The following is a 24,624-nucleotide window of genomic DNA, read 5'->3' on the forward strand; positions in this document are numbered from 1 at the left end:
CCACCCAGCGTCGCATCGGACCGCCATAACTCGGGATCGGACTGCGAGGTGCCGACAACGCGGCGGTTGGGATCTTCGAATTCCTCAGGCATCGAAATGCTCCGCGCATGTTCGCCAGCTGCTGCTGCTATGTTGAACGAAGCGACGTTTGGATGCGCGTTAACATTGCGCATCTATTAGCTTGGCAGCGAACCGGGCCGCAATCGGAACACACCGATGTTGTTCTCGATTGGCCCGGCCTGGTATCATGAAGGTCAGAAGTCTGCGTCTGGTTTTAGCGGACGTAAAGCTGACGTTTGTAGTTCGTCAAAATCTCGCAGCCAGTTTCGGTCACGCGAACAGTCTCGCTGGTGCCGACATCCGCAAAGCCGAAAGCCTTGACCATCGAGGGGATATGGAAGACCATATTCGGCTTGAGGATCCGCGTTTCCCCTCGCTTAAACGACAGGATGTGCCCTTCGCCCCAATCCGGCGGGTAGCTAATGCCGATGGAATACCCCGTACGCTTGAAGCGCCCTTCATAGCCTCCATCGTTGACGGTCTGAGACCAGATACTCCACACCTCACCGAGGGGGCGATCAGGACGTATGCCGTCGAGCATGTTTTCCAGCGCCCTGCGTGACACGTCCTCCATTTTCTCGAGTTCACGGTTGGATGGACTGACCACGGAAGCCCGCATAATCGCGGCGCTATAGCGTCGAACGGTGCCGGACAGTTCGAGGAAGACAGGGTCACCCGGCTGAATCTGCCGGCCCGACCACGTGCCGTGCGCATAGCTCGTGCGCACGCCCGAAGTCACAAACGGCGGGTAGCCGGGGTATTCACTTCCCTTGAGCGTGACTACGCGCTGGATTTCGGCGGCGATTTCATTCTCGTTCACTCCAGCCCTTATCTGGTTGATGCCCGCTTCGATGCCGGCCTCGGCAATCCGCGCTGCCTGCCTGATATAGTCTATTTCGGCATCCGATTTGACGACGCGGACCGCCTCGACAATCATCGAGCCATCTTCGAAACGGACATCGGGGAGAAGGGTCTTGAGCGCTTCATAATCGGCGATCGAGAAGAACCAAGACTTTTTCTCGAACCCAACCTTCGCCTTTGCAAAACCCAGATTACGCAGCGTTTCCGCGAGCAGATCGAGCGGGGCCTCGTGGTCCATGTAGCTGGTACTGTTATCTATCCACGAATAGGCCCGGACATTCACCTCTTCAATGCCACGCGTAATATGGAGGGGCTCCCCTTGCAGCGGGATAAGCAGATACTGGGCGGAGGCATAACCGAGCGTGTTGTAACCGCTTAGGTAAAGCATGTTCTCGGGGACGGTCACCACGAGGATGTCCAGATCCCGGGCTGCAATGCCTTCGCGGACCGCCTTGAGCCTTCTTTGATACTCCTGGATGGTAAAAGCCAGGTCTTTTTCTACCTTTATGATGTCTATGCCGGAAACTTTCATAGGAGCCCTTCAAAATAAAGAGGCGCGCCACGCGCTGGACGGCGTATCGTAGCATCTGACCTGCGCATAACGTTGCCGTCGTTCCCGAGTTCGCGCAGGAAACCTGCGTTGAGCTGGCCTTGATTGCTCAGAAGCCTCCGTCTTCGTCGACATTGCTGTTACATCGACTACTACCCCCAACAATCCAAATGTCTAGAAAACGGCGCCGGGTTGGGCGAAAGCTGCGCGATGATTGTGCCCGCGTCGGGGAGCCTGGGCCCTCGCCGGCTTAGATCACTTCACGTCCGGCAGCCTTGGCGCGCGGGTGCGGGCCGTCGGAGTGTTCTGCCAGTTGAGATGGCAAGCTTGTTATCGGGTAAGAATGCGGCTGCCATCACCGCTGGCGTCGCGTCCACTGTATCGAGGCGCTGACGGCGCGGGCCTCCCGATGCCAAAGTGCCTGCGCACGATTGGCTGCTCCCTTCCGGCTCGAAAGTCTGCAAGCAATTCGCATCTATGCAGAAAATCCTCAACATGGGCGAGAAATAGTGGGAATTTCCCACCGTCTGACGGATATGATCAATCCTGCACAGACGAAGCTAGTTCCCCGCTGCCGCCAGCCGCGTTCGCGCTTGGAGTCTGTCCGCGGCGTTTGGACCAAGGTAAACCGCAATTGACGAGCTCCATGATTATGAACGGCAGTATCCTTCCATTAAAAAGCATCCGGGACGATTTCCCAGCGACGCTAAACTTTATTTACATGGATGTTGCCAACCAAGGATTGATATCTCGTACCACAAGAATGTCGTTCGAGGATCATCTCAATAACAGACTGCACGGGATAAACGATGAGCTTAGCCAATTGGCGGACATCGAAAAGACACGCGCTAGATTTGCTCGATTTGTTGGGGCAGATAAAGATGAAATTTCCATCACAAAGAACGCATCAGAGGGTATCAACATAATCGCCAACGCGATTGACTGGCGAGCCGGCGACAGCGTTGTCTTATGCCCTCAACTTGAGCATGCTAACAACATCCTGCCATGGCTCCAAGTGAAAGCTCTACATAATGTTGATCTCAAATTAGTGGAGCCGGATAATGGTGCCATTCCCGTAGATGCGATTGTCAATGCGCTTGATTCCAGGACCCGCGTTGTGGCGCTTTCGACCGCAACAATGGTTCCTGGTTTTCGGACAGTCACGCAACCCGTCGCGGAGGCGTGCAGGCGTCATGGCGCCTTCCTTTTGGCGGACGGGACTCAGTCGGTCGGAATCCTGCATACTGATGTCAACCGGTTGGGAGTAGATGGTTTGGCCGTCTCGACTGTGAAGGGATTGATGGGCCTCTACGGATCGGGGTTTCTCTACTGCCGCCGGGGGTGGGCAGATCAGCTGAAGCCAGCTTACCTCGCTCGCTTTAGCGTCGATCTCGGGAATGCACCAGAATCGGCTCCCATTCTCAACGCCGCCAAGCTGCGGGCTGGAGCGCCTCGTTTTGACATCGGGCACTACAATTTCCCAGGCATGATTGCCGCCCACGCATCCTTGGGGCAACTGCTGGAGATCGGAACAGAAGCAATCGACAAGCACGTGACATCTTTGGCAACTCGACTGGCTTCAGGGCTGCTAGAAGCCGGACTGCCTGTCTGTGGCGGGCCTCCTGGCGACCACACTGGGAGTATTGTGGCGATTGGCGACATGGCTGCACTCGGCGGAACGCAAGAAGTCGCCGCCTACATACCGTCGCTGCATAGCTATCTTGCGGAAAACAAGGTCGTTGCTTCAACGCGACGTGGGCTCCTTCGGTTCTCGCTTCATCTTTACAACAGCGAAGAAGAAGTCGACCAAGTTATCGATATAGTCAAGAAATGGTCGAATTAGCTGCGCCAGATTACGGCCGGATAGGAGAATTTATGTCGTCGCAAAGCGCGGATACCGTGGCGCTTCTTCAAGACCTTGTCAAAATTGAAAGCGTCAACCCTTCGCTTTCGCCCAGCGGCAGCGGAGAACAGCGGGTCGCCGAATATCTTGAGAGGTTTTGCCGGGACCGAAACCTGCCTTATGAACTCCAGCACGTTGTCGACGGGCGCTCGAATTTCTTGACCTGGATCTCAGGCAAAGACCCTAGTCGGCGCCTTCTTTTTGTGGCCCACATGGACACGGTGCCCACTGATAACTGGGCTTCCGATCCATTTTCTCCTGAATTGAAGGATAATCGACTCTACGGTAGGGGAAGTTGCGATACAAAAGGTTCCCTCTCAGCAATGATGATCGCACTGAGTTCCTTAGGGGACTGTCAGCCGAACGCCACAATTGTCGTTGCCGCCAGCATTGATGAAGAGTACCGCAAGATCGGCGCTCGCGCCATCGCTCTCTCTGGCAAGTCATATGATGGCGCGGTTGTTGGTGAGCCAACCGAGCTTGAGCTTGTAGTCGCTCACAAGGGGTCGGTTCGCTGGCAAATCGAGGTCGAGGGTGTCCCTGCTCACACTTCGAAGCCGCACCTCGGAGTCAATGCAATCACAGGCATGGCAAACGTTATATTGTCACTCAACGAACACGGTCAGGATCTCGCTTCGCGCACCCAGCCTTTGGTCAGTCCTCCAACTTTGACGGTAAGTCTTATCGAGGGTGGCTTGGAATTGACAACAGTCCCTCCCTCCTGCCGCATCTGGGTCGATCGGCGCCTCGTTCCAGGAGAGCGACCAGAGCAGGCTTTGGCAGAAGTGGAGAACGTACTGCAAGGTTTGCGGGATCGCGAAAATATCAAGGTTCGCTCCTTGCTCCCCGCGCTGGAAGATCCTGCTCCGGATAGTGCGGAGTCGAGTATAATAGCGTCGGTGGCAGCGCAGGCGTGTGCCGATATTGCCGGAACCGGCAAATACATTGGAGTGCCGTACGGCACCGACGCCAGTCAGCTATCGTTGGCCGGCATTCCATGCATCGTCCTCGGACCCGGGAGCATTGATCGGGCTCACACAAACAACGAGTACGTTGAATTAGGTCAACTTGAAAAAGCAGTTGAGATATATAGACGTATTATGCTAAAATATTAGCTTTTCATATAGATAAATGGCGGTATAGCGCAAGAAAGGCCCTTTCCGAACCTTTGGGTTGCTGAAAGAGTCATCGTGCGATTTGTGCATATTGGATCCGGAAAAGGTCGTGGAAATGAATGATCATGGCAGGAAGATACTGGTTATGACCGCCAGCAATGGTCCCGGGCTTTACGATCGAAAGACGACTAGCAGGCTGTTGAAGAAGGATCACGTTTAGCCTTGAGGATAGCCTCTTCGCCGTTGCGATAGGCGAAGGTGATGCCGATCGAGCCGTCGTCGAGCAATTCTGCGGAGCCGTCGCCAGTGACTTCGTCCATCTCATCGAAGCCGGCCCATGTGAAGAAGACCATTGAGGGCCCGTACCCGAGATCGAGGGCCGGCTTGCAGGGCGCCAAAGGCGATCTCACCGTGGTTGTCGGCCCCAATGGTGATCGTGGCGGGTCCGCCGAGGTCGAGATAGCCGCGATCCCACAGGTCAGCTTCGATGATCCGCCAGCGGCCGATCAGTTGACAGCCGGCAGGTGCGATCATGTCGGCACCGCCAGCAGCTTCGGCAACCGCACGAGATTGTAGGCGGCGGCGTTGAAAGTGAAGGCCCATCCGACGCGGTCGCGGCCACGCAACTTCGTCTTCGCCTGTCCGGCGACCGTCTTGATCCATCCGAACGCCTCTTCAATGCGCTTGCGAATACGCTGACTGACAGCATAGCCGCTATGCCGCGTCGTGCGCCCGTCGATCGCCGAACTCCGGCCGCCGGTGTTCTGCGCCACATGCGGCGTCACCTTCAGCTCATTGATGAAGTCCTGCGCGTCATAAGCCTTGTCGGCACCGAGTGTGATTGTTTGCGGACGGTCCGCACGCGGTTCGATCATGTGCAGGGCCGCCACCCGCTCGGCATGCCCGTCGGCAAACGTCAGGCAGGCGTCGACCAGAAGGCCATGGCGGTTCTCCATCAGCCCATGCCCCATGAAGCAGAGCTTCGCCTCCTTGCCCCGCCCTTTGCGATAGAGCCTGGCGTCGGGGTCGGTGGTCGAGGCGTGCGTCTCGTTCGATCGCCTCTCGCCGTGGAAGTCCGCTTCCGCATTGCGTCCGCCGCCGTCTGCCGGCGGCTCGCCATGACCACCGCTTGGGCCGTCCTTCGGCTTGACGCTCTTCATTGTCGTGTTGCCTCACGTAATTTTGTTACCGGCTGCCTCACCAAGGATGTTACCCGCTCGCCAGACGTGCGGAATCTGAAGCGACATACGGCGCTAGGCGGCTGACCTCGCCGATGAGCCGCTGCACGGCTTGTTGTCGCCACGCCCTTACTCGCTTCTGCAACGTGTGAAGCTGGTGCAAGCTGTATCGTCCAGGATAACGGACCTGGAACTCGACGAGAAGTTCAAGTGCGGTCTGATCCGGACGCTCTTCAAGGCATCGTGCCATCTCTTCCCAATGGTCCTTGAAGATGTCGGGACGTCGGCCGCGCGGTTTGTCGTTGAGCCGACGATAAGTCTTTGGCCCAACGACAACACCGCGGGCGCGAGCCGCTTGGCGCCAGAGATTGACCCGTCGAACGAGTGTTTTGTACTGCTTGCGGGTAAATCGACCTGGAAACTGGACACACAGCTCCTCGAAGAGCTGCGTGGCGTTGATGTTGGGGAATTCCTCCAATCGGCGACAAACGATCGGCCACACCATGCGGAGCGCCTGGACGCGGGCTTGGCCAGGCTCGGCGTAGACCGGCTTCGGCTTCTCCTGCATCTTCGCGGCTGTCACGGGAGGAGTGGGTGGGATCACCGGTTTGAGCGTGGCGGTGGGACTCGCAATAAGGGTTTGTGTCGAGACCTTTTGTAGACTTCGCAGGTAACGCGGTTTGGCCTCAATGGAGAAGGTCGGACGTATCTCGCCCGCATGCCAGGCGCTCGATAGGCTGGCTACGAACGCGGCCAGGTTGGGCGGTTCCGATGTCGTCGGCGGCGGTGCTTCGCCGTCAGCCAGGGCTGCGAGATAGGCCTGCACGGCTCGCATTTCCTCCAGAAGCTTCAGCGGATCGAGGTCGGCGGCGATCTCGCGCAGCTTGCTCTTGGCAGCCATCGGGATGCCCTCCGCCTGCAGGAGACGCTCACAGGGCGTCTGCGGCGGATGATAGCGCTTGGCGACCTTCGCTCCGTCGCGCTGCTTGGCAGCCAGTTTGAATGAGGGCTGGAAGAAGTTCACGAATAGCCTGGATGCCCCGTAGAGGCGGGTGATCGCCCTGGCGGCCGCCAAGCCTTCAAAGCGCCGATAACCCAGGAGCTTCCGTACAACGGCGCCATTTTTCTGCTCTATCCACGCTTGGTCGTTCTTACGGTAAGGCCGCGAGCGAGTGAGTTCGATGCCGTGACCAAGGCAATATTCGATCAGCCTGTTGTTGACGAACTCGCTGCCATTATCCACATCCAGCGCTCTCAGGGCAAAGGGCAAGCCCATGCGGATCCGGTCGAGTGTCTCGACCACGAGGGTGCCTTCTCGGACTACGATGGGCGCGGCCTCCGTCCATCCGCTCGCGATATCGGTCATAACCAGGCTGTGAACGTAGCTACCGCGGTTGACCTCTCCGCAATGAGCAACCAGGTCCATTTCCATGCTGCCTGGAAGCGGCTCGTTCCAGTCAGCGAAGGTGCGCATTTTGATGCGCCGCCGGGGCTCTGGCACAACCCTTGGCTTCTTTTTCGTACGCATGTTGCGCCTTGGCATCTGGAGCAAGCGGTCGATCGTCGCGGCGCTCATCGACAGAATTTTGTGGCGTATCTCCTCCTCGAGCTTCAAATGTCTATTGCGTTCCAGCGCCGGCAACAGAATGGGCAGCAGTGCCTTGAGGCGCTTGCCGCAGACTCGATCTGAAGCTTCCCACAGCACAATCAAGGCGGCCCGAGCGGCCTCATCATAGAGCGACAGGCGTTGGCGGGTCTGACGGTGCTTCGGCTCCGGGTGGCTGTTCAGGACACGGATTGCGGACTTTTCGTGATACCCCGTCGCCGCAATGAACTCCTCCAAGATCCGGCGCTTGTCCTTGGTCGTCGCGGCCGCATAGCGATCCCTGACTGCATTGGCCAGTTCCATACGCATGGCATGTGTCATCTTCGTCTTCATGTTGCCTCCCTGGTGGTGAAGGCACCATGGCGACATGCGCCTTCACGGGTAACATTTTAGGTGAGGCAACGAACCCGCGCGGTAACATTTTCCTTGAGGCAATGCGACACTTCATCGACGCCCAGGCCTCGATCAGCGTGCCGTCGACCGAGAAGTGATCCGTCGACAGAAGCTTCTTCACCTTGGGTTGCGCCAGCACCGCCGCCAGGAACTTTGCAGCGATGTCGCCCTCCAGCAGCCGGTCACGGTTCTTGGAGAACACCGAATGATCCCAGGCCGCATCGTCGACGCCAATCCCGACGAACCAGCGGAACAGAAGGTCGTATTCCAGCCGCTCCATCAACAGCCGCTCCGAGCGGATCGAGTAGAACGCCTGCAGCAGCATCGCTCGCAGCAGCTTCTCCGGTGGGATCGACGGCCGCCCAATCGGCGAGTACAGCGCCGCAAACTCCCGCTCCAACGCCGAAAGCGCCTCATTCACAATCGCCCGAATACGGCGCAACGGATGATCGCGCCGCACCCGAGCCTCGAGGTCCACGTAGCTGAACAGTTCGCCCGTCTGTCCGTCACCACCCCGCACGATTCACTCCCACCTCTTCGTGGTCAGAGTGAATCACGAACCTGAGACTGTCGCGAGCCCTTTTTCAACAGCCTGCTAGCTAATGACGGAGCGGAAGTTCTAATTTGTGGTCTTAACAGGTCGAAGTGGACAAAGCTGGGGTCAGCTTCGGAAAACTGGGGATGCGCAAGCGCTCATGGCGTCATTGCAGATTTGGCGCGCCGTTCCGATGTCAACATTCCTCGGCAGGCGTTCGTGAGGCGACAGGCCACCTGCTGCTGTCGAATGTCATGCGTGCCCATAGCAAAGCACGTTGCTGACACACTTTCGGGAAGTGGCGTTCGCGTGAACGCTGTCGGGTGAGACTTTGGTCGCCTCACCGCCCTGGAGACGGGCTTTCAGGATGCCGCTACGGAGCCTGGGAGCGCGCAGCGCTGGCAAAGAGCGAATTTGCCAACGTCGCTGAGACGCCGAGCGCCGTCGCGGGCCGAGAAGTTCACGTCTGCTGAGCCGGCCGGCAGTGTCGCGGCGGCTGAGACAGTTGAGTTCCTGCGACATTGGAAATTGGAATGCTCCTCATTAAGAAGCTGTTCCCTTGGGCCGGACGATGCGACCTCTATTTTGAGTATCAACGGTAGCATCAGGGCGCGGCAATGCAGGAATTGTCCTTCTCTCGGCACAGGAACTCGGCGTTCTAGCCATCATTCGCGCTCACCCAGACCGTTGTCGGTCTGGAACAATTGCGAATTTGGAGCGGAGTCATCATTGACCCTAAGCGCCGGACGTTGAAATGCCGACCCGGCTTGCGTCGGCGTCGCATCGGGTTCTGGAATGCCGTGGTGGGCGTCTCGACTAGCAGGACCGCTTCGGGGCGCGCTTCAGGCGCGTTACCCTCACTCCGTTATGCGTCGGGTCCGCTTCAGAACCTTGAAGCCGTCCACCTCTGGTTAGAGGGCTTCCGAATACGATATGCGTTGCCAGCGAAGACGACGCCGTGCTTGGGCTGCGAGGAGCGGCGTAAGCGGTGCGCCAAGGCACCTCCCAATATCGTCTTGTGATGCGTCTATGGTAGGTCAGCCGTTAGTCGGCGCGCCGGCGGCGATCACTTCGGATCGTCATAACGGGTGACGTAATGGAGTTCGCGCAGGGCGGGGATGACGAGGGCGATGTCTTTGTAGGCCTCGTGCTCGATGAAGTGCGCGGTCTCGGGCCCCGGCCTGGGCTTGCCGAGGACGGGCCTCCCCTTTTTGTCGACGCAGTAGATCAGGATCGGCAGCAGCAGGCCGTGGTTGGGGTTGTCGATGTCGAGTAGTCGTTTCCATTTTTTGATGTTGAGATTCATGGCCGCGTAAAACCCCTGGCACCACGGCCGGGGGTCGATGCCGCCGCTGGGCTTGGTGGCGAATCGGGGCGCATAATCCTGCGGTCTGTCGAAGAGCGTCTCGTTGATCCGGTTGTGGATCCTGGCGACGCTGGCAAACACGGCGTGATCGGTTGCAGAGCCTTTGGCCAGGACGTCGCGCGGCAATCCCAAGAGCGGGCACATCCAGTCTTGCGGGTCCGGGTAGCGCGGCCCGGTGACCGCCGCCGTTACGAAGCCATCCAGCGCCGACATGGTCCGCACCAGCGGGCGACGGTTGGTCTTGGCAGCCATCCAGGCCTCGAGCGCCTCGTCCGACAGCGCCATGGCATCGAGCGCGCTCATGCCGCCAAGGAGAGCTGCATCTCTTCGCGGCGCAGCTGCTCATCGCGTTCGGCGATGGTGGTGTCACGGGCAGAAACGGCCGCCTCCAGAAGCGCGATCTGGGCGAGGAAATCAGCGATTGAGGGAGCTTGTTCCGACACCCAAATTACATACCCGAAAGAGCTCCTTCAAGGAAGCAAAATCGACACAAAATCAATAACAAACGAGCAAAATTAGCCGGCCAGACGCGGCCGATAAGTCTTGCTCGGCTGGCGCCAGTCGATCCCCTCCAGAAGCAGCGAAAGCTCCGCCTTGGTGAGCGAAACGGCGACCTGATCCTTGGTGACGGGCCAGGCAAAACAACCATCGGTCAACCGCTTTGTGAAAAGGCAGAACCCCTGGTCGTGCGCCAAAATCTTGATGATATGGCCCTTGCGTCCACGGAAGCAGAAGATCGCGCCGGTGTGCGGATTGAGCGCGAGCACCTGCTGCACCATCCGCGCCAGGCTGTTGATCCCGCGACGCATATCGGTCGCGCCGCAGCACAGATAAATCCGGTCGGTCGGCACTACCGTGATCACCTGGTCAACTCCGCCAGAACGATACGCAGCGCTGTCGGATCAACGGTCCCGTCAATCCGCAATCGCGCGCCGCTCGGAAAGGCCACGACGATCCTGCCGGCCGGGTCCAGGCAATCGGCGACGGGGCGTTCGACACCGGGCAGATCGCTCACCTCGATCCGCGCGAAGGTCGCCATCGCCTGATCGGCATCGAGCTCGCCGCCGGCCATCTGCTTGCGCCAGGCATAGAGCTGTGACGGAGCTACGCCGAACGCTTCCGCGACCTCCGTCACCGACGACCCCGCCGCGTTCGCCAGATCAACCAACGCGCGCTTCTCGGTGCAACTCCACAGCCTTCGTTGCCGCACGCGCCCGGGCACCGTTGCAAGATCTTCGGCCGCCGCGGCACCGCTTAACTCGGCGACCATATCGCCCCTCGCATGTTCCAATGTCATGGCGCGAAAACTCCATGTTCATCGGCCTATTGCAAGGTGCCTTGGCGCATCGCTTACGGAGCGGCTGCGCTTGGTTTCGTCGGCGAGCAGCGATTATCGAAAGCGCAGCCAGTGCGGTCGAGACCCAGCATTGTTTTCGCAAGTTCGCGACTACTTACCGCCAACAAGCAGCTCGAATAGCGGTGCCAACGTGGGCCGTTTTTCAAGGCCCTCGACGAACTCCCCAATCAACTCGAGCTGTGGATCGGAGAACGGCAACATGGACGTTTCGGCGCAAGCTTTGAGTTTACGCATGCCATCGGCGAGCGAAGCCGGATTGTCCGGATGTCCGAATGGCTTGTCAATCCGAATGAAATGTTCTGCGCCGCCCCTTAGCTTCACAGTAACTGCTGTCGGCGAATTTTGGTGCAGACCGTGAGTACTATTGATCTCTGGATCAACTTCGATCTTCGTGGCAGCCATGATCCGGCGCACGCCCGGATCCTCAAGTGCTTCCGGACTGAAATCGCTAATTGCTACTCTGCCGTGTTGGGCTGCGACTGAGATGACGTAAGGCAGGCTGAAGCGCGCGACGACCGGGTCCTTTGGGTTCCACTTTTGGTCGCGCGGCTGTACCACATAGCTATCAGCGACGAGACGGTTCACCCCGAGCTCAAGTGAAACGATATCCTCCCCCCTAAAGCCGTACTTGTCGCGCAATTGCCTTAGTCCATCGATCCCCGGATGCATAGCCCTGCAGGCTGGCCAAGCTTTGAAGCTGATCTCAGTGTTCACAAAGTCGTCACCTAGTTTCCCCATCAACAAATCGAGGTCGTACTCAGGTTCGAAGGCTCTGTAAAAGCCATACTTGCCAAAGAACGGCTCCCGAGGGCCGTTGAAACCCACCATAGCTGACAGGGCCGATTCCAACCCCGAGCGAGCTCGCAATCCTTGTTGCAGCGACACAGTGTGGGCGCCTTCTTCATACATCTGTACTTCTCCGGCAGCGTGGGCGTAAGCAATGCCGAATGCATTCCGGGTTTTCTCTTCGTCGAGCCGCAGCAACTTGGTGCTAACCGCGGTGGTGCCCCAGACAGCGACCATATTGTCGCGGCCGGTTTTTAAGGAATGGGTCGTCACGCTACGCGCAAGACGCATGTGCAGATCCATAGCCGTCGCTAGTGCGACCAGCAGTTCGCCTCCGGTAATAGAAGGATCGCGTTCCGCGAGCGCCAGTGCCGGCGGCACATTGTACGCGCTTGCGTGGCAGCCGTTAATACAAAGCTCGTAGGTATCATCAAAGTCGATAGCTCTAGCCGTGGTGGCGTTGACAAGCACCGCCAAGCAGGCAGGAAGCTTTTCTCCAGAAACCCAGACGGTGCATTCTGCCTTGCCGCCGGACAAAACGCCAAGGCGACGGGCGAAGTGCGCGATCTGGTCGTCCGAGCCTCCGATCGCACTGGCAAGCGTGTCGAGAATGGAGAGTTTCGCGCGTTCGATGGCCTCTTTAGGTATTATCTCAATACGAGAATCGAGAACGTGCCTAATGAGTTGCGTCGTCAAATCCATCGCCAAACCTCCAACCTGTGTCAACAGCTCGTTGAGCTGCCGTACAAAGGAGCTCTTTCCGTCTGCGCCGAAGCCGGTACCGTGCAGGAATGCAATAGGCTCGCCGGTTCCGCTCCATAGTACGATGTCCCGACACCACCGACTGAAGTGCTGCGTTTCAGAGATCATCCGTTTCCTCGGCGTAAGACTAGCTCCGAGGCTCTTGAAGTGCTATGCGGGAACTGCACCCTTGCCAGCGCCCGACCCTAGCAAGCCCCAAGTCACACTGCAGCGCAAAGTTTTCCTTTGTCGCGCAGGAAAACGGCGTTTTTGGTCCCTTGCGTGAACTGTCCCGCCGCCGGACCAAAGGAAGGTCAGCACCGCGTTGACACGCCTTTCCGATTGTTTGGCAGGGCGGCATGGCTATGTTCTGGTGGTGTGTCTAGAGTTCTGCAAATTCGCTGAGGGGGTAGCGCTAGTTGCGGGTACCCTCAGCATCGCAGCATCGCGTCGAATGCCGCGCCGCTAGGGCACCGACGCATCTCGATCTCGGCATCGGCCTAACTCCGAGACCTCCTTCACTGCATTGAAGATCAAGGCACCGTAAAGGACTATTGGCGCGCGTATCGGTCCCATGACGCGCCGCTATCAATCCGAAGAAGTCGATATGGCGGCCATATTTGCGATTCGGCACAATTTTGCGAAGTGCTTATCCGCGAAGCGACATCTATCATCCTGAGATACGGCTTGATCGAGAACGGTCTGCGTCCGAGCCTTAATGTCCGGGACGGGAGTCGGTCCAAAAGAGGTACGCCGGCCGGAACGGGCAAAAAATGCGGTGGCAATACCATTCAACGCGGCGAGCGCTTTGATCCAGATGCAAGAGCCATCGGATCTTTCAAGATCTGAGTACATGAGGCTCCTCCGCCGGAATGTGCGCCGAGCAATTCCGCTGATTGGGCGGCACCGCTGACAAACTACCGTCGTCACATCGAATGATAATCACGCGAAGCACGATCATCCGATATCAGGCGACCGATTCGGTCGAGACGACCAACCTACGCGTCCCTTGTTGCCCTCTCCTGGAGTCTACCGGGTTCGCATCCGGAAGACTCTTGCCTCTTTGGCCGATACATCAATCCATCGAAGCATTCAATCGGCTGGGCGAGGGGAAGCCTCACCCAAAATCCGGCCAAGGTTGGGGCGCTCCCGGGCGCTGCCGTGGTATGGGCGTTCGCGCGCAAGGCACAGCCCGACCCGGAGATCGCGAGCGCATAACAGATATATGAAATCGGTATGAGCGCGGCGTCGCAGCAGTCGGGCTAATATTAGCGAGATCGTGCAGTTTTCCTGCGAGGAGGCCCTAGTGTTGCATACACTGTCACCGGATTTGGACCGAATTGATCGGAAACTCCTCATTGCCGTACAGCGCAACAATCGCCTTACCACGGAGGAATTGGGCGAACTTGCGGGCCTTTCGGCAACCGCATGTCAGCGGCGATTGAAGCGGCTTCGAGATGCGCGTGTGATTCAGGCAGATGTTGCTGTAATCTCGCCAGAAGCGATCGGTAGGCCCATGCTCATGCTAGCCTCAATCACTTTAGAGCGCGATCGCGCTGATATCATCGATCGGTTTAAACAAGCGATCCGGCGCACGCCCGAGATTATGAACGGATATTACGTGACAGGTGAGGCTGATTTTGTTCTCGCAATTTCCGTGCGAGATATGGTTGAATACGAGGCATTTACGCGTCGCTTTTTTCATGAGCACCCCGATATCAAGGGCTTTAAAACGATGGTCGTAATGGATCGAATTAAGACATCATTGGCTCTGCCAATTGACGAATAGAATGGAAAATCCCGTCGAGCAGCTGCGACCTCCGAAGATACTCGATGATTGGCACAATAACATGGAATCTTCGCAAGTAGCCCCGGGATAGACCATGATAAATAGTCAGTTATACAACGGCCAAATACTCATCAGGCCATTTCAAGTGTTTGTCGATGAACTCGTAGCGCCAGTGATAAACTCGCCTGACCAGCGCCCGAGTTCGACGTAACGTCGAACCATCTGCTCAAGGAATGATATGATGTGCCGTGCGGCAGCTGGCAATATCGTTCCATATGCGGTTGTGAGCGCCAAGTCAAAGCTCAGCGAAGACCCCTCGATCGCCGCGACCGACAGGTCGCGGCCTCCGAGATCTTCCCACAAGCATGCGCGAGTGAAAATCCCGTAGCCTTCATCCAACCCAATCATTCGTTTAATTAGGGCTATAGAGTCGATCTCGTACTTGAATGTCAATTCCACCTTTTGCTCCTGTGCGGCTGCCTCGAGGCGTCGCCGTGTGTAACTCGGCGGCGCTGGAATAATCAGCGGAAGGCCCTCCAATTCAGGCAACAAGACGCTCTCACCGAAGGGCCAATTTTTCGTAGATCCAACCAAATAGACCTTTTCTTTGAAGAGGAATTCGGAGCTAAGATGACGATAGCTATCGACGTCGTAGGCGAAGCCTAGATCGATCTGTTTGCTCTGGATCCAGTTCGCGGTTTGATAGGTGAAACCCTCAAACAATTTCAGCTTGATACGCGGGAATTTTTCACGGCAGCCCAAAATAAGCTCCGCCATGAAGGTTGGGCCCAGGTTGGGCAAAACTCCCACGCGAATGACACCGGACGGGCTCCCTTCATCGACACGAGCCTGAAGGCAGGCATTTTCCAGTCGCAGCAAGACATTCGCAACTTCATCGCGGAGCTTGGCGCCGGTTTCCGTCAACCTAATTCCGCGGCCATCGCGAATGAACAATTGCACCCCGAGGGTTTCCTCCAGGCGACGCATTTGCCTCGACAATGCGGGTTGCGCTATGCGTAACTCGACCGCAGCTCGGCTGATACTGCCAAGTTCGGACGCTCGGATGAAATGCCTGAGGGCGCGAAGCTCGATCTGATTATCCACGTGTCCGGCCGGCTCCGTTCAGAAAACTAGGCACCACGATCAGAGTCGTCAACTCTGACTTTGCCCAATGCCTCAAGATGAAAACGCTACTACTGTCACTTCTCGCTCGCAATAGATCCACCATGGAGTGCGCCCCTCAAAGTGGACAGGCATTAGGCTGCTGATGTGCACCAAATCCGCGTGGGCCAGAAGCCAACGCGACAAAGGGCGTCAAGCCATTCAAATGTGATCGCGGGTAGATTAGCAAGGGATAACAAAGCTGGCAGACTAAGTTCGAGACCGGATGCGGGAACCGCCTGCGTCCAGGGTCGGCTTGCGCGACCAGGCATCACGCGGGAGTTGCTCTCGATGACAATCGAACAGCAGCAGACGCGCCGGCAATCCCCCCGGCCCCTGCGCGGCAACCAGCTCGAACTTGGCAAGATGAGCGCGAATGGCGTTGGTGAACATCGTCTTCTGGCGAACCAGGAGTTCTCGCGCCTTGTCGAGCATGAGAGCAGACAGCCTATTGAACTTCCGATTTGACCGTCAAGATGGGCTGGGGCGGCCTGGTAACGACCTCGCAGATCGCTTCCGCATCAGCAGCATCGGTCTAGCCACGCTTGACCTGCGTGTTTCGGTAAGTCCCGGACGCCGATTTCACTAAGTCCCGGACAGTGATTATGGGATGGCCCGCCCCTCTCGGGAGCGATCGGTTAGGATCGCTCTGTTTCGAAAGAGAGAGGAACGGACCGATGTCGATCTTCGTGCTTGGTATTGATCTTGGCAAGAACGTGTGCAGCCTCGTTGGGCTGGACGAGACAGGCGCGGTGGTTCTGCGCCGACGTCTTCGTCGCGATGGCGTTGCGGATTTCGTTGGCACCTTACCGGCTTGCATTGTGGCGATGGAAGCCTGCTGCGGTGCGCACTACCTGGGCCGCGTGCTCGGCGCTGCTGGTCACACGATCCGACTGATGTCGCCGGAATATGTTCGCCCTTATGTGAAGGCGAACAAGAATGACGACCACGATGCCGAGGCGATCGCGGAAGCCGCGACGCGGCCGACGATGCGCTTCGTGCCGGTCAAGAGCGAGCCGCAATCGGACATCCAGGCCTTGCATCGGGCGCGCTCGCGCCTAGTGACGGAACGCACGGCGCTGATCAATCATCTGCGAGCGCTGTTGCTGGAGCGCGGGATCATAGCTCCGAAGGGGCGCAAGCAGTTAGAATCTCAGCTGGCAGTGTTTGCGGACGAGGCCGATCCCCGACTATCGCCACGCATGCGCCGGCTCATTGAGGACCTGCGCGCCGAATGGCGCAACCTTGATGGGCGGATTGCCGCCTTCGATGCGGAGTTCGTGGCAATGGCGCGGAAGGACGAAATGGCACGCCGGCTTGCGACGATCCCAGGGATCGGCGTCATCAACGCCACAGCGCTTGTTGCCGCAGTCGGTGACGCGCGCAGCTTCGGGCGCGGCCGCGACCTTTCCGCCTGGCTGGGCCTGACCCCGCGGCAGGCGACCACCGGAGGCAAGCCGAGACTGCTCGGCATATCCAAGCGCGGCAACCGATATTTGCGCGCGAACCTGATCCATGGCGCGCGTGCGGTGCTGCCGCGCATCACGGCTCAGGACACCCCGCTCGGCCGGTGGGTCCGCAATCTATCGGAGCGAACGCACAAGAATGTTGTCGTGGTGGCGCTGGCGGCCAAACTGGCCCGCATCGTCTGGGCGGTGCTGCGCAAGGGACAAGGCTTCGATCCGGCGATCGCGGCGGTATAGGCAAGTCAAGGGCTTCGGCCACAGAGCTGGAGCCACAACTATCTGCGAGTGGTGAGAAGAAGATGGCCTGACAGTCGAACGGCAGCCTGGAAACCTGGACCCACTGAACGGTCGATCGAGACCGCTGTGATTATGAGGACCAGGCTGCGCGGATCTCCATCTTGGCCGGGGAGCAACGACCCCGAGACCGGATACGTTGACGCAGACTGATAAGAGCAATCTTCAAAATACCCCTTGCAGACGGGGCGGGCCATACGTTCAAGATGCTGGCTGGATGGAGGCCAGCATCTGATGACGCGAGCGCTTTCAAACGATCTTCGTGAGCGTGTTGTTGAGGCAGTTGAAGCGGGCGGGAACTGCCGTGCGGTGGCATCGCGCTTTGGCGTTGCGGTTTCCTCTGTAGTGAAGTGGTCGCAGCGTTACCGTACCACCGGCTCGGTGGTACCGGGCAAGATGGGCGGACACCGCAAGCGCGTTCTTGAGCCGCATCGGGCTTTCATTGTGGAGCGGATCAATCAGACCTCTGATTTGACGCTGCATCGGCTGAAGGACGAGTTGGATGCGCGCGGGATCAAGGTCTCGCACAATACGGTGTGGCTATTCCTGCGCCGCGAGGGCCTGAGCTTCAAAAAAAACGCTGTTCGCCCTTGAGCAGGCGCGGGCTGATATTGCCCGCCGGCGTCAGCGATGGCGATCTTGGCAGACCGGCCTTGATCCGCAGCATCTGGTCTTCATCGACGAGACCTGGATCAAGACCAACATGGCTCCGCTGCGCGGTTGGGGGCCGAAGGGCAAGCGGCTGCGCGGCTTGGCTCCACACGGCCACTGGCGCACGTTGACCTTCCTCGGCGCGCTGCGCTGGGATCGGCTCACCGCACCTTGCGTCTTCGACGGTCCGATCAACGGCCAATGCTTCCGCGCCTATGTCGAGCAGCAGCTCATCACCGTGCTGAAGCCCGGCGACATCGTCGTCATGGATATGTGTGGACGCCCCCGTTGGTGCAAGACAATCTTTCGAAGAGCACGGAGCGTGGTCGGTGCTGACATGTGTCCGGCCTCTGTTGCGGCTGTCACATGCCGCGGGCCTGTATGGGAGTTCGCGGAGCGGGTCCAAAACAATCTGGCGCGCTCAAGGCGCGTATCCATGATCTGGTTTTCCCGATCCCGTCTCGTTGACCGTGGCGCCATACTCTCCTTTGGACCTTCTCACACCTTCAAGCCCAGCAGCGATATTATCCCGCTACCGCCGGGGCCCTATAAGTTCCCCCTTTCGCCATCAACGCCCACGCGATGCGCGCCGTCTTGTTGGCCAGGGCGACGATCACCAGCATGGGCGGCTTGCGCTCAAGCAGCCGCGAGAGCCAAGTATCCCCCGTCGATCCCTTCCGCATGGCCCAGCGCACGGCGGCGCTCGCCCCGATGATCAGCAGCCGTCGCAGAGTTCGTTCACCCATCCGGGACGTCTCGCCGAGCTTCTGCTTGCCGCCTGAGGAGCGTTGCAGCGGCGTGAGGCCGAGCCAGGCCGCGAAGTCCCGCCCCCTCTTGAAGGTTGTCGCCGATGGAGCCAGAGCAGCAAGTGCCGTCGCGGTGATCGGCCCTATGCCGGGAATAGTCATTAATCGCCTGGCTTCTGCATCCTCCTTGGCACGCCGGGCGATCTCGCGGTCGAGCACGGCCACTCTCTCATCCAGCGCCCGCAGCTGTGCAACGAGCAGAGACAGGATCGGACGGGCAGCTTCGGGGATGGCGGTACCTTTGTCCTCAATCGCCGCGACAAGCTTGGCGGCATGGAAGAGACCCTGTGCAGCCACGAGTCCGAATTCGGCAAGATGGCCCCGTATCGCATTGATGGTCTGGGTCCGCTGACGAACCATAAGATCGCGAACGCGGAACACCATTGCCGCGGCCTGCTGCTCTTCGCTCTTTGCCGCTACGAACCGCATGGTAGGCCTCTGGGTTGCTTCGCAGATCGCCTCTGTCGCATTGCCTCAAGGAAAATGTTACCGCGCGGGTTCGTTGCCTCACCTAAAATGTTACCCGTGAAGGCGCATGTCGCCATGGTGCCTTCACCACCAGGGAGGCAACATGAAGACGAAGATGACACATGCCATGCGTATGGAACTGGCCAATGCAGTCAGGGATCGCTATGCGGCCGCGACGACCAAGGACAAGCGCCGGATCTTGGAGGAGTTCATTGCGGCGACGGGGTATCACGAAAAGTCCGCAATCCGTGTCCTGAACAGCCACCCGGAGCCGAAGCACCGTCAGACCCGCCAACGCCTGTCGCTCTATGATGAGGCCGCTCGGGCCGCCTTGATTGTGCTGTGGGAAGCTTCAGATCGAGTCTGCGGCAAGCGCCTCAAGGCACTGCTGCCCATTCTGTTGCCGGCGCTGGAACGCAATAGACATTTGAAGCTCGAGGAGGAGATACGCCACAAAATTCTGTCGATGAGCGCCGCGACGATCGACCGCTTGCTCCAGATGCCAAGGCGCAACATGCGTACGAAAAAGAAGCCAAGGGTTGTGCCAGAGCCCCGGCGGCGCATCAAAATGCGCACCTTCGCTGACTGGAACGAGCCGCTTCCAGGCAGCATGGAAATGGACCTGGTTGCTCATTGCGGAGAGGTCAACCGCGGTAGCTACGTTCACAGCCTGGTTATGACCGATATCGCGAGCGGATGGACGGAGGCCGCGCCCATCGTAGTCCGAGAAGGCACCCTCGTGGTCGAGACACTCGACCGGATCCGCATGGGCTTGCCCTTTGCCCTGAGAGCGCTGGATGTGGATAATGGCAGCGAGTTCGTCAACAACAGGCTGATCGAATATTGCCTTGGTCACGGCATCGAACTCACTCGCTCGCGGCCTTACCGTAAGAACGACCAAGCGTGGATAGAGCAGAAAAATGGCGCCGTTGTACGGAAGCTCCTGGGTTATCGGCGCTTTGAAGGCTTGGCGGCCGCCAGGGCGATCACCCGCCTCTACGGGGCATCCAGGCTATTCGTGAACTTCTTCCAGCCCTCATTCAAACTGGCTGCCAAGCAGCGCGACGGAGCGAAGGTCGCCAAGCGCTATCATCCGCCGCAGACGCCCTGTGAGCGTCTCCTGCAGGCGGAGGGCATCCCGATGGCTGCCAAGAGCAAGCTGCGCGAGATCGCCGCCGACCTCGATCCGCTGAAGCTTCTGGAGGAAATGCGAGCCGTGCAGGCCTATCTCGCAGCCCTGGCTGACGGCGAAGCACCGCCGCCGACGACATCGGAACCGCCCAACCTGGCCGCGTTCGTAGCCAGCCTATCGAGCGCCTGGCATGCGGGCGAGATACGTCCGACCTTCTCCATTGAGGCCAAACCGCGTTACCTGCGAAGTCTACAAAAGGTCTCGACACAAACCCTTATTGCGAGTCCCACCGCCACGCTCAAACCGGTGATCCCACCCACTCCTCCCGTGACAGCCGCGAAGATGCAGGAGAAGCCGAAGCCGGTCTACGCCGAGCCTGGCCAAGCCCGCGTCCAGGCGCTCCGCATGGTGTGGCCGATCGTTTGTCGCCGATTGGAGGAATTCCCCAACATCAACGCCACGCAGCTCTTCGAGGAGCTGTGTGTCCAGTTTCCAGGTCGATTTACCCGCAAGCAGTACAAAACACTCGTTCGACGGGTCAATCTCTGGCGCCAAGCGGCTCGCGCCCGCGGTGTTGTCGTTGGGCCAAAGACTTATCGTCGGCTCAACGACAAACCGCGCGGCCGACGTCCCGACATCTTCAAGGACCATTGGGAAGAGATGGCACGATGCCTTGAAGAGCGTCCGGATCAGACCGCACTTGAACTTCTCGTCGAGTTCCAGGTCCGTTATCCTGGACGATACAGCTTGCACCAGCTTCACACGTTGCAGAAGCGAGTAAGGGCGTGGCGACAACAAGCCGTGCAGCGGCTCATCGGCGAGGTCAGCCGCCTAGCGCCGTATGTCGCTTCAGATTCCGCACGTCTGGCGAGCGGGTAACATCCTTGGTGAGGCAGCCGGTAACAAAATTACGTGAGGCAACACGACACGCCTCAGCGTCAGCGGCATCGTTCTTCTGCCGCTTCACGAAAGGCTTCACATATCCCGGAGCGATTAGCCGGGCATCGTGCCCAAGCTTCGCAATCTCCCGCGCCCAGTAATGACCGCCGGCGCAGGCCTCCATGGCCACCGTGCAAGCAGGCTGCGCGGCAAGAAACTTGAGCACTTGGTCACGACGCAGTTTCTTGCGGAAGGCCACGGCTCCCGATCCATCCGCGCCGTGCATCTGGAACACGTTCTTCGCCAGATCCAACCCGATTGTGCTAACTTCCAACATGGACGCCTCCGTTCAAGTAATGATCAACGACACCACTTTGGCACAGCGATGCCGTGAGGGGGCGTCCACCCCATCAATCTGGGAAGTCACAAGTCGGCGGCTATCAGGCAGATGATCAAGGCTGCTGGCGCCAGGCTTTGGTACCTGCCGCCCTACTCTCCGGATCTCAATCCGATCGAGCAAGCCTTCCCCAAGATCAAGCACTGGATGCACCAGGCTCAGAAGCGAACCGTCGAGGACACTTGGCGCCACATCGGCCACCTCGTCGAAACCATCGAGGCAGCCGAATGCAGGAACTACTTCGAAAACGCCGGATACGCTTCCGTCAAAACGTGAAACGCTCTAGCTGTTTAGATGGGGTATTCGGCTTTGCCCCACGCCTTGAACGGGCTGTTTTGAGGTGCTGCGCTTCGAGCTGATGATAAAACGTGGTCTGTGTGAACAGCCACAAGCATCAGGAAAGGAAGCGCAGCATGAAGCATTATGCCGGACTGGACGTCTCCGTGAAAGAGACCACCGTTTGCATCGTGGATGAAGGGGGCCGAATTTGCCGAGAGATGAAAGTTGCGAGTCATCCGGACGACCTTGCTGAAACATTGAAGAACCCCGCATGGAATCTGGCCCGGATCGGGCTTGAAGCTGGCCCCTTATCCCAATGGTTGTTCAGTGGTCTGGCGGCAGCCGGACTACCTGTGATCTGTATCGAAACCCGTCATACAAAGGCGTTTCTCAAGGCACAGGTCAACAAGACCGACCGCAACGATGCGCGCGGCATCGCGCAGATGATGCGGGTTAACCTGTTCCGGCCGGTGCATGTCAAGACGCTGATGAGCCAGAAGCGCCGGGCACTGCTGACGGCCCGTAAGTTGCTTCAGGAAAAGGCCATCGCCATCGAGAACGACATCCGTGGCCTGCTGCGTAACTTCGGTCTCAAGGTTGGCATTGTCGGCGCCAACAAATTCGCGGATCGCATCCGGGACCTTTCCGGTGATATTCCGGAACTGCGAGACATCATGGAGGCGTTGCTCACCGCTCGTCAGAAACTTCGCGAGCAGTTCACGGTGCTGCACGAAAGACTGTTGTCGATCGTGAAGGGTGACACGGTTTGCAGGCGGTTGATGACCGTGCCGGGCGTCGGCCCTGTCGTTGCGCTGGCTTTCAACGCCACGGTCGACATTCCTGCCCGCTTCAAGAATTCCAAGGCCGTAGGGCCGGCTCTCGGGTTGACGCCGCGCTTGCATCAATCAGGCGAGGACAATCGCGTCGGACGTGTTTCCCTGTGCGGTGACGCCATGATGCGAACGCTACTTTATGAAGCCGCGCAAGTCTTGCTGACGGTGGTGAAAAAGTGGTCATGGCTGAAAGCTTGGGCGATGAACGTCGCCAAACGCCGGGGCCGACAAAGAGCGACCGTTGCCCTTGCTCGCAGATTGGCTGTCATCATGCACAGAATATGGTCCGGCGGCAGTGAGTTCCGCTGGGCGCGAGAGGAAGCAACGGCGGTGATATAGCCGGGTCCACCAAACGAAAGGGAGAAGATCCGATAACGAGATCCGCCAGGGGCGGATGAATGTCCTTCGCGGGACGGAGGATGAAGAAAGGACGTGCCGGGACTCGTTTCCACCGCGGCAACATGGTGAGAACGCTGTTTAGATTGTCCCCTTCATTCCAACTGATCCCATGCTGGGAGGGCCAACGCGCCGATCCCGAAGAGAAGCAAGGCCTCGCAAAAGACATCAAATGCCCGTGGTAGAGGAAGCTTGAAAGCGATTGACTTCAACACGCCGAATAGAGAAGTCCCGGCATTTGATGGATCGGATCGAGCCTGAATTTTTCGGGCTCGATGTTCCATTGTTTGCAGATGAACTCGTAGGGCGTGAGGCCTTTCAGTGTCTTCAGCCGGCGCCCAAAGTTGTAAGCTGCGACGAAGTCTGCGAGGTGGCGTTGGAACTCGTCGTGGGTTTCGTAGTGGTAGCGCTTGACGGTGGCGTCCTTGATCGTGCGGTTCATCCGCTCGACCTGTCCGTTGGTCCAGGGATGCTTCGGCTTTGTGAGGCGGTGCTCGATACCGAGCTGTGCGCAGGCGTATTCGAAGGCATGCGCCCAGACAGTTTCTCCCTTGGCCAGCGCCTCGACGATCAGGGGCGCTGCCGATCCCCCGGCGCCCGGCGTCGTGAAGTGCGTGCCGTTGTCGGTTAGGACTTTGGTGATCCTGTAGGGGACCGCTTCGACGAGATGGCGCAGGAAATCGCCAGCGGTGCGCCGCTTGGCTTCTCGGTGAAGCTCGACGAAGGCGAACTTGCTGGTCCGATCGATGGCGACGAACATGTAGAGCTTGCCCTGCGCGGTCTGTACCTCGGCGATATCGATATGGAAGAAGCCGATCGGGTAGCTCTTGAATTTCGTTTTGACTGGCTCCTCGCCTTCGACCTCTGGCAGGCGGCTGATCCCGTGACGCTGCAGGCAACGATGCAGGGATGAACGCGTCAGCGCCGGGATCGTCGGCTGCAGCGCATAGAGGCAATCATCGAGCGGCAGCAGGGTGTACTGCCGAAAGGCAATGATCACGGCCTCTTCCTCGATCGTCAAAACCGTCGAGGCGGGGCTCTTTGGCCCTGTCGGCACATCGGCAACTGAGGTCCGCTTCTTCCACTTCGCAACCGTCTTCTGATTGATCCCGTAGCGCTTCGCGAGCGCCCTCAGGCTCTCTTGACTATGCTGTATCGCTCGACGGACTGCCTCTGTCGTCGTGGCGCTCCCATGAAGAACCTGGCCCATAGTGCTTCCTTTGATTCGTGCGATAATGGTGCACCATCAAAGCCCGGGATCAAACATCCTAGCGGCATCTTCTGGGTGCTGGGATCGCCATGGCGCGACCTGCGGGAGCGCTATGGTCTCCGCATGACTTGCTGCAACCGCTTCGTGCGAGGGCGGGCGTGTGGGACGGCTGATGGACGCTTTCACCGCCACCTACGACATCCAGATGATCGACAGCACTTCCGTTCGCGTCCACCAACAGGCCGCGACGACAAATAGGGGATCGAGAGTCGCTTCTGAGGCGGCCTCACTGCCAAGATCCACATCTTCGTCGATGCGAAAGGCTCCCGATCCGATTTAGCCTGACGGCAGGCCCGACCCAAGACGGCAAGTTGTTGACGATCTGCTCGACCATGTCCGCCTCGACACAATC

Annotated in this window: 18 protein-coding genes and 7 pseudogenes; 10 read left to right on the forward strand and 15 right to left on the reverse strand. The window is 58.7% G+C overall.

Going from position 1 to position 24,624, the window contains the following annotated elements:
* Positions 1-274: 274 nt before the first annotated feature.
* On the reverse strand, positions 275-1,453 hold the full coding sequence (locus JN280_RS34210; RefSeq protein ID WP_202308724.1) for a M24 family metallopeptidase: 1,179 nt from the start codon (positions 1,451-1,453) through the stop codon (positions 275-277).
* A gap of 670 nt (positions 1,454-2,123) precedes the next feature.
* On the opposite strand from JN280_RS34210, the gene JN280_RS34215 reads away from it, so the two are divergent.
* Together JN280_RS34215 and JN280_RS34220 are read left to right on the forward strand one after the other, a co-directional pair.
* Positions 2,124-3,314: an aminotransferase class V-fold PLP-dependent enzyme gene (locus JN280_RS34215; protein ID WP_202308725.1), complete on the forward strand. Its 1,191-nt coding sequence runs from the start codon at positions 2,124-2,126 to the stop codon at positions 3,312-3,314.
* Between the two features lie 32 nt (positions 3,315-3,346).
* Positions 3,347-4,489, forward strand: a complete 1,143-nt coding sequence (locus tag JN280_RS34220) for a M20 family metallopeptidase (RefSeq protein WP_202308726.1) — start codon at positions 3,347-3,349, stop codon at positions 4,487-4,489.
* 188 nt (positions 4,490-4,677) lie between these two features.
* Here JN280_RS34220 and JN280_RS40060 read toward each other — a convergent pair whose 3' ends face one another.
* The 10 genes and pseudogenes from JN280_RS40060 to JN280_RS34265 form a co-directional block, all read right to left on the reverse strand.
* A complete protein-coding gene (locus JN280_RS40060) occupies positions 4,678-4,809 on the reverse strand; it encodes a hypothetical protein (RefSeq protein WP_274609048.1) in 132 nt (43 codons plus the stop codon).
* A 1-nt stretch (position 4,810) separates the two neighbouring features.
* A complete protein-coding gene (locus JN280_RS39740) occupies positions 4,811-5,023 on the reverse strand; it encodes a hypothetical protein (RefSeq protein WP_244742480.1) in 213 nt (70 codons plus the stop codon).
* Positions 5,020-5,652, reverse strand: a pseudogene (locus JN280_RS34230) (transposase); the annotation flags it as partial. The pseudogene JN280_RS34230 and the gene JN280_RS39740, both read right to left, overlap by 4 nt.
* 46 nt (positions 5,653-5,698) lie before the next feature.
* The gene (locus JN280_RS34235) at positions 5,699-7,606 is read right to left on the reverse strand and encodes a DDE-type integrase/transposase/recombinase (protein WP_202308727.1); all 1,908 of its coding nucleotides are present in this window, start codon (positions 7,604-7,606) and stop codon (positions 5,699-5,701) included.
* A 109-nt stretch (positions 7,607-7,715) separates the two neighbouring features.
* Positions 7,716-8,186: pseudogene (locus tag JN280_RS34240) on the reverse strand (transposase); the annotation flags it as partial.
* Positions 8,187-9,267: 1,081 nt separating this feature from the next.
* Positions 9,268-9,870 carry a UPF0149 family protein gene (locus tag JN280_RS34245; protein WP_202308728.1) on the reverse strand — a complete coding sequence of 201 codons (603 nt, stop codon included), beginning with the start codon at positions 9,868-9,870 and terminating at the stop codon, positions 9,268-9,270.
* Complete coding sequence (locus JN280_RS34250; protein WP_202308729.1) at positions 9,867-10,010, reverse strand: hypothetical protein; 144 nt, start codon at positions 10,008-10,010, stop codon at positions 9,867-9,869. The genes JN280_RS34245 and JN280_RS34250 overlap by 4 nt, the downstream gene beginning before the upstream one ends.
* A gap of 72 nt (positions 10,011-10,082) precedes the next feature.
* Positions 10,083-10,418, reverse strand: coding sequence for an IS66 family insertion sequence element accessory protein TnpB (gene tnpB, locus JN280_RS34255; RefSeq protein ID WP_446720799.1), 336 nt, complete (start codon positions 10,416-10,418; stop codon positions 10,083-10,085).
* An 8-nt stretch (positions 10,419-10,426) separates the two neighbouring features.
* The gene (tnpA, locus tag JN280_RS34260; RefSeq protein ID WP_202308730.1) at positions 10,427-10,864 is read right to left on the reverse strand and encodes an IS66-like element accessory protein TnpA; all 438 of its coding nucleotides are present in this window, start codon (positions 10,862-10,864) and stop codon (positions 10,427-10,429) included.
* Positions 10,865-11,014: 150 nt separating this feature from the next.
* Positions 11,015-12,580 carry an MmgE/PrpD family protein gene (locus JN280_RS34265; RefSeq protein ID WP_244742489.1) on the reverse strand — a complete coding sequence of 522 codons (1,566 nt, stop codon included), beginning with the start codon at positions 12,578-12,580 and terminating at the stop codon, positions 11,015-11,017.
* Positions 12,581-13,757: 1,177 nt separating this feature from the next.
* Between JN280_RS34265 and JN280_RS34270 the strand changes: the two genes are divergently transcribed.
* Positions 13,758-14,240, forward strand: coding sequence for an Lrp/AsnC family transcriptional regulator (locus tag JN280_RS34270; RefSeq protein WP_244742492.1), 483 nt, complete (start codon positions 13,758-13,760; stop codon positions 14,238-14,240).
* A gap of 141 nt (positions 14,241-14,381) precedes the next feature.
* On the opposite strand, the gene JN280_RS34275 is transcribed toward JN280_RS34270, so the two are convergent.
* A complete protein-coding gene (locus tag JN280_RS34275; protein ID WP_202308731.1) occupies positions 14,382-15,344 on the reverse strand; it encodes a LysR family transcriptional regulator in 963 nt (320 codons plus the stop codon).
* 348 nt (positions 15,345-15,692) lie between these two features.
* On the opposite strand from JN280_RS34275, the gene JN280_RS40415 reads away from it, so the two are divergent.
* The 3 genes and pseudogenes from JN280_RS40415 to JN280_RS34290 form a co-directional block, all read left to right on the forward strand.
* On the forward strand, positions 15,693-15,869 hold the full coding sequence (locus JN280_RS40415; RefSeq protein WP_202308732.1) for a hypothetical protein: 177 nt from the start codon (positions 15,693-15,695) through the stop codon (positions 15,867-15,869).
* Between the two features lie 209 nt (positions 15,870-16,078).
* On the forward strand, positions 16,079-17,104 hold the full coding sequence (locus JN280_RS34285; protein WP_202308733.1) for an IS110 family transposase: 1,026 nt from the start codon (positions 16,079-16,081) through the stop codon (positions 17,102-17,104).
* A gap of 291 nt (positions 17,105-17,395) precedes the next feature.
* Positions 17,396-18,146 (forward strand): annotated as a pseudogene (locus JN280_RS34290) (IS630 family transposase); the annotation flags it as partial.
* A 190-nt stretch (positions 18,147-18,336) separates the two neighbouring features.
* Here the strand turns inward: JN280_RS34290 and JN280_RS34295 are convergent.
* A pseudogene (locus JN280_RS34295) lies at positions 18,337-19,080 on the reverse strand (IS110 family transposase); the annotation flags it as partial.
* Positions 19,081-19,189: 109 nt separating this feature from the next.
* Between JN280_RS34295 and JN280_RS34300 the strand changes: the two are divergent.
* The gene (locus JN280_RS34300; RefSeq protein WP_202308727.1) at positions 19,190-21,097 is read left to right on the forward strand and encodes a DDE-type integrase/transposase/recombinase; all 1,908 of its coding nucleotides are present in this window, start codon (positions 19,190-19,192) and stop codon (positions 21,095-21,097) included.
* Between the two features lie 31 nt (positions 21,098-21,128).
* On the opposite strand, the pseudogene JN280_RS34305 reads toward JN280_RS34300, so the two are convergent.
* Positions 21,129-21,434, reverse strand: a pseudogene (locus JN280_RS34305) (IS110 family transposase); the annotation flags it as partial.
* Between the two features lie 75 nt (positions 21,435-21,509).
* On the opposite strand from JN280_RS34305, the pseudogene JN280_RS34310 reads away from it, so the two are divergent.
* Both JN280_RS34310 and JN280_RS34315 read left to right on the forward strand, forming a co-directional pair.
* Positions 21,510-21,770, forward strand: a pseudogene (locus tag JN280_RS34310) (transposase); the annotation flags it as partial.
* A 137-nt stretch (positions 21,771-21,907) separates the two neighbouring features.
* Positions 21,908-22,945: an IS110 family transposase gene (locus JN280_RS34315; RefSeq protein ID WP_202308734.1), complete on the forward strand. Its 1,038-nt coding sequence runs from the start codon at positions 21,908-21,910 to the stop codon at positions 22,943-22,945.
* A gap of 265 nt (positions 22,946-23,210) precedes the next feature.
* Here the strand turns inward: JN280_RS34315 and JN280_RS34320 are convergent, their stop codons facing one another.
* Positions 23,211-24,212 (reverse strand): IS481 family transposase, encoded by a 1,002-nt coding sequence (locus JN280_RS34320; protein WP_202308735.1) that lies wholly within the window; start codon positions 24,210-24,212, stop codon positions 23,211-23,213.
* Positions 24,213-24,239: 27 nt separating this feature from the next.
* Here JN280_RS34320 and JN280_RS40420 point away from each other — a divergent pair.
* A pseudogene (locus JN280_RS40420) lies at positions 24,240-24,624 on the forward strand (transposase); the annotation flags it as partial.

It is taken from the genome of Mesorhizobium sp. L-8-10 (assembly GCF_016756635.1).
Lineage (GTDB): Bacteria > Pseudomonadota > Alphaproteobacteria > Rhizobiales > Rhizobiaceae.

Coding starts and splice junctions, on each gene's coding strand:
- JN280_RS34210 (WP_202308724.1), bottom strand. CDS start 1,453: ATGAAAGTTTCCGGCATAGACATCATAAAGGTAGAAAAAGACCTGGCT.
- JN280_RS34215 (WP_202308725.1), top strand. CDS start 2,124: ATGAACGGCAGTATCCTTCCATTAAAAAGCATCCGGGACGATTTCCCA.
- JN280_RS34220 (WP_202308726.1), top strand. CDS start 3,347: ATGTCGTCGCAAAGCGCGGATACCGTGGCGCTTCTTCAAGACCTTGTC.
- JN280_RS40060 (WP_274609048.1), bottom strand. CDS start 4,809: ATGGACGAAGTCACTGGCGACGGCTCCGCAGAATTGCTCGACGACGGC.
- JN280_RS39740 (WP_244742480.1), bottom strand. CDS start 5,023: ATGATCGCACCTGCCGGCTGTCAACTGATCGGCCGCTGGCGGATCATC.
- JN280_RS34235 (WP_202308727.1), bottom strand. CDS start 7,606: ATGAAGACGAAGATGACACATGCCATGCGTATGGAACTGGCCAATGCA.
- JN280_RS34245 (WP_202308728.1), bottom strand. CDS start 9,870: ATGAGCGCGCTCGATGCCATGGCGCTGTCGGACGAGGCGCTCGAGGCC.
- tnpA (WP_202308730.1), bottom strand. CDS start 10,864: ATGACATTGGAACATGCGAGGGGCGATATGGTCGCCGAGTTAAGCGGT.
- JN280_RS34265 (WP_244742489.1), bottom strand. CDS start 12,580: ATGATCTCTGAAACGCAGCACTTCAGTCGGTGGTGTCGGGACATCGTA.
- JN280_RS40415 (WP_202308732.1), top strand. CDS start 15,693: ATGACAATCGAACAGCAGCAGACGCGCCGGCAATCCCCCCGGCCCCTG.
- JN280_RS34285 (WP_202308733.1), top strand. CDS start 16,079: ATGTCGATCTTCGTGCTTGGTATTGATCTTGGCAAGAACGTGTGCAGC.
- JN280_RS34300 (WP_202308727.1), top strand. CDS start 19,190: ATGAAGACGAAGATGACACATGCCATGCGTATGGAACTGGCCAATGCA.
- JN280_RS34315 (WP_202308734.1), top strand. CDS start 21,908: ATGAAGCATTATGCCGGACTGGACGTCTCCGTGAAAGAGACCACCGTT.
- JN280_RS34320 (WP_202308735.1), bottom strand. CDS start 24,212: ATGGGCCAGGTTCTTCATGGGAGCGCCACGACGACAGAGGCAGTCCGT.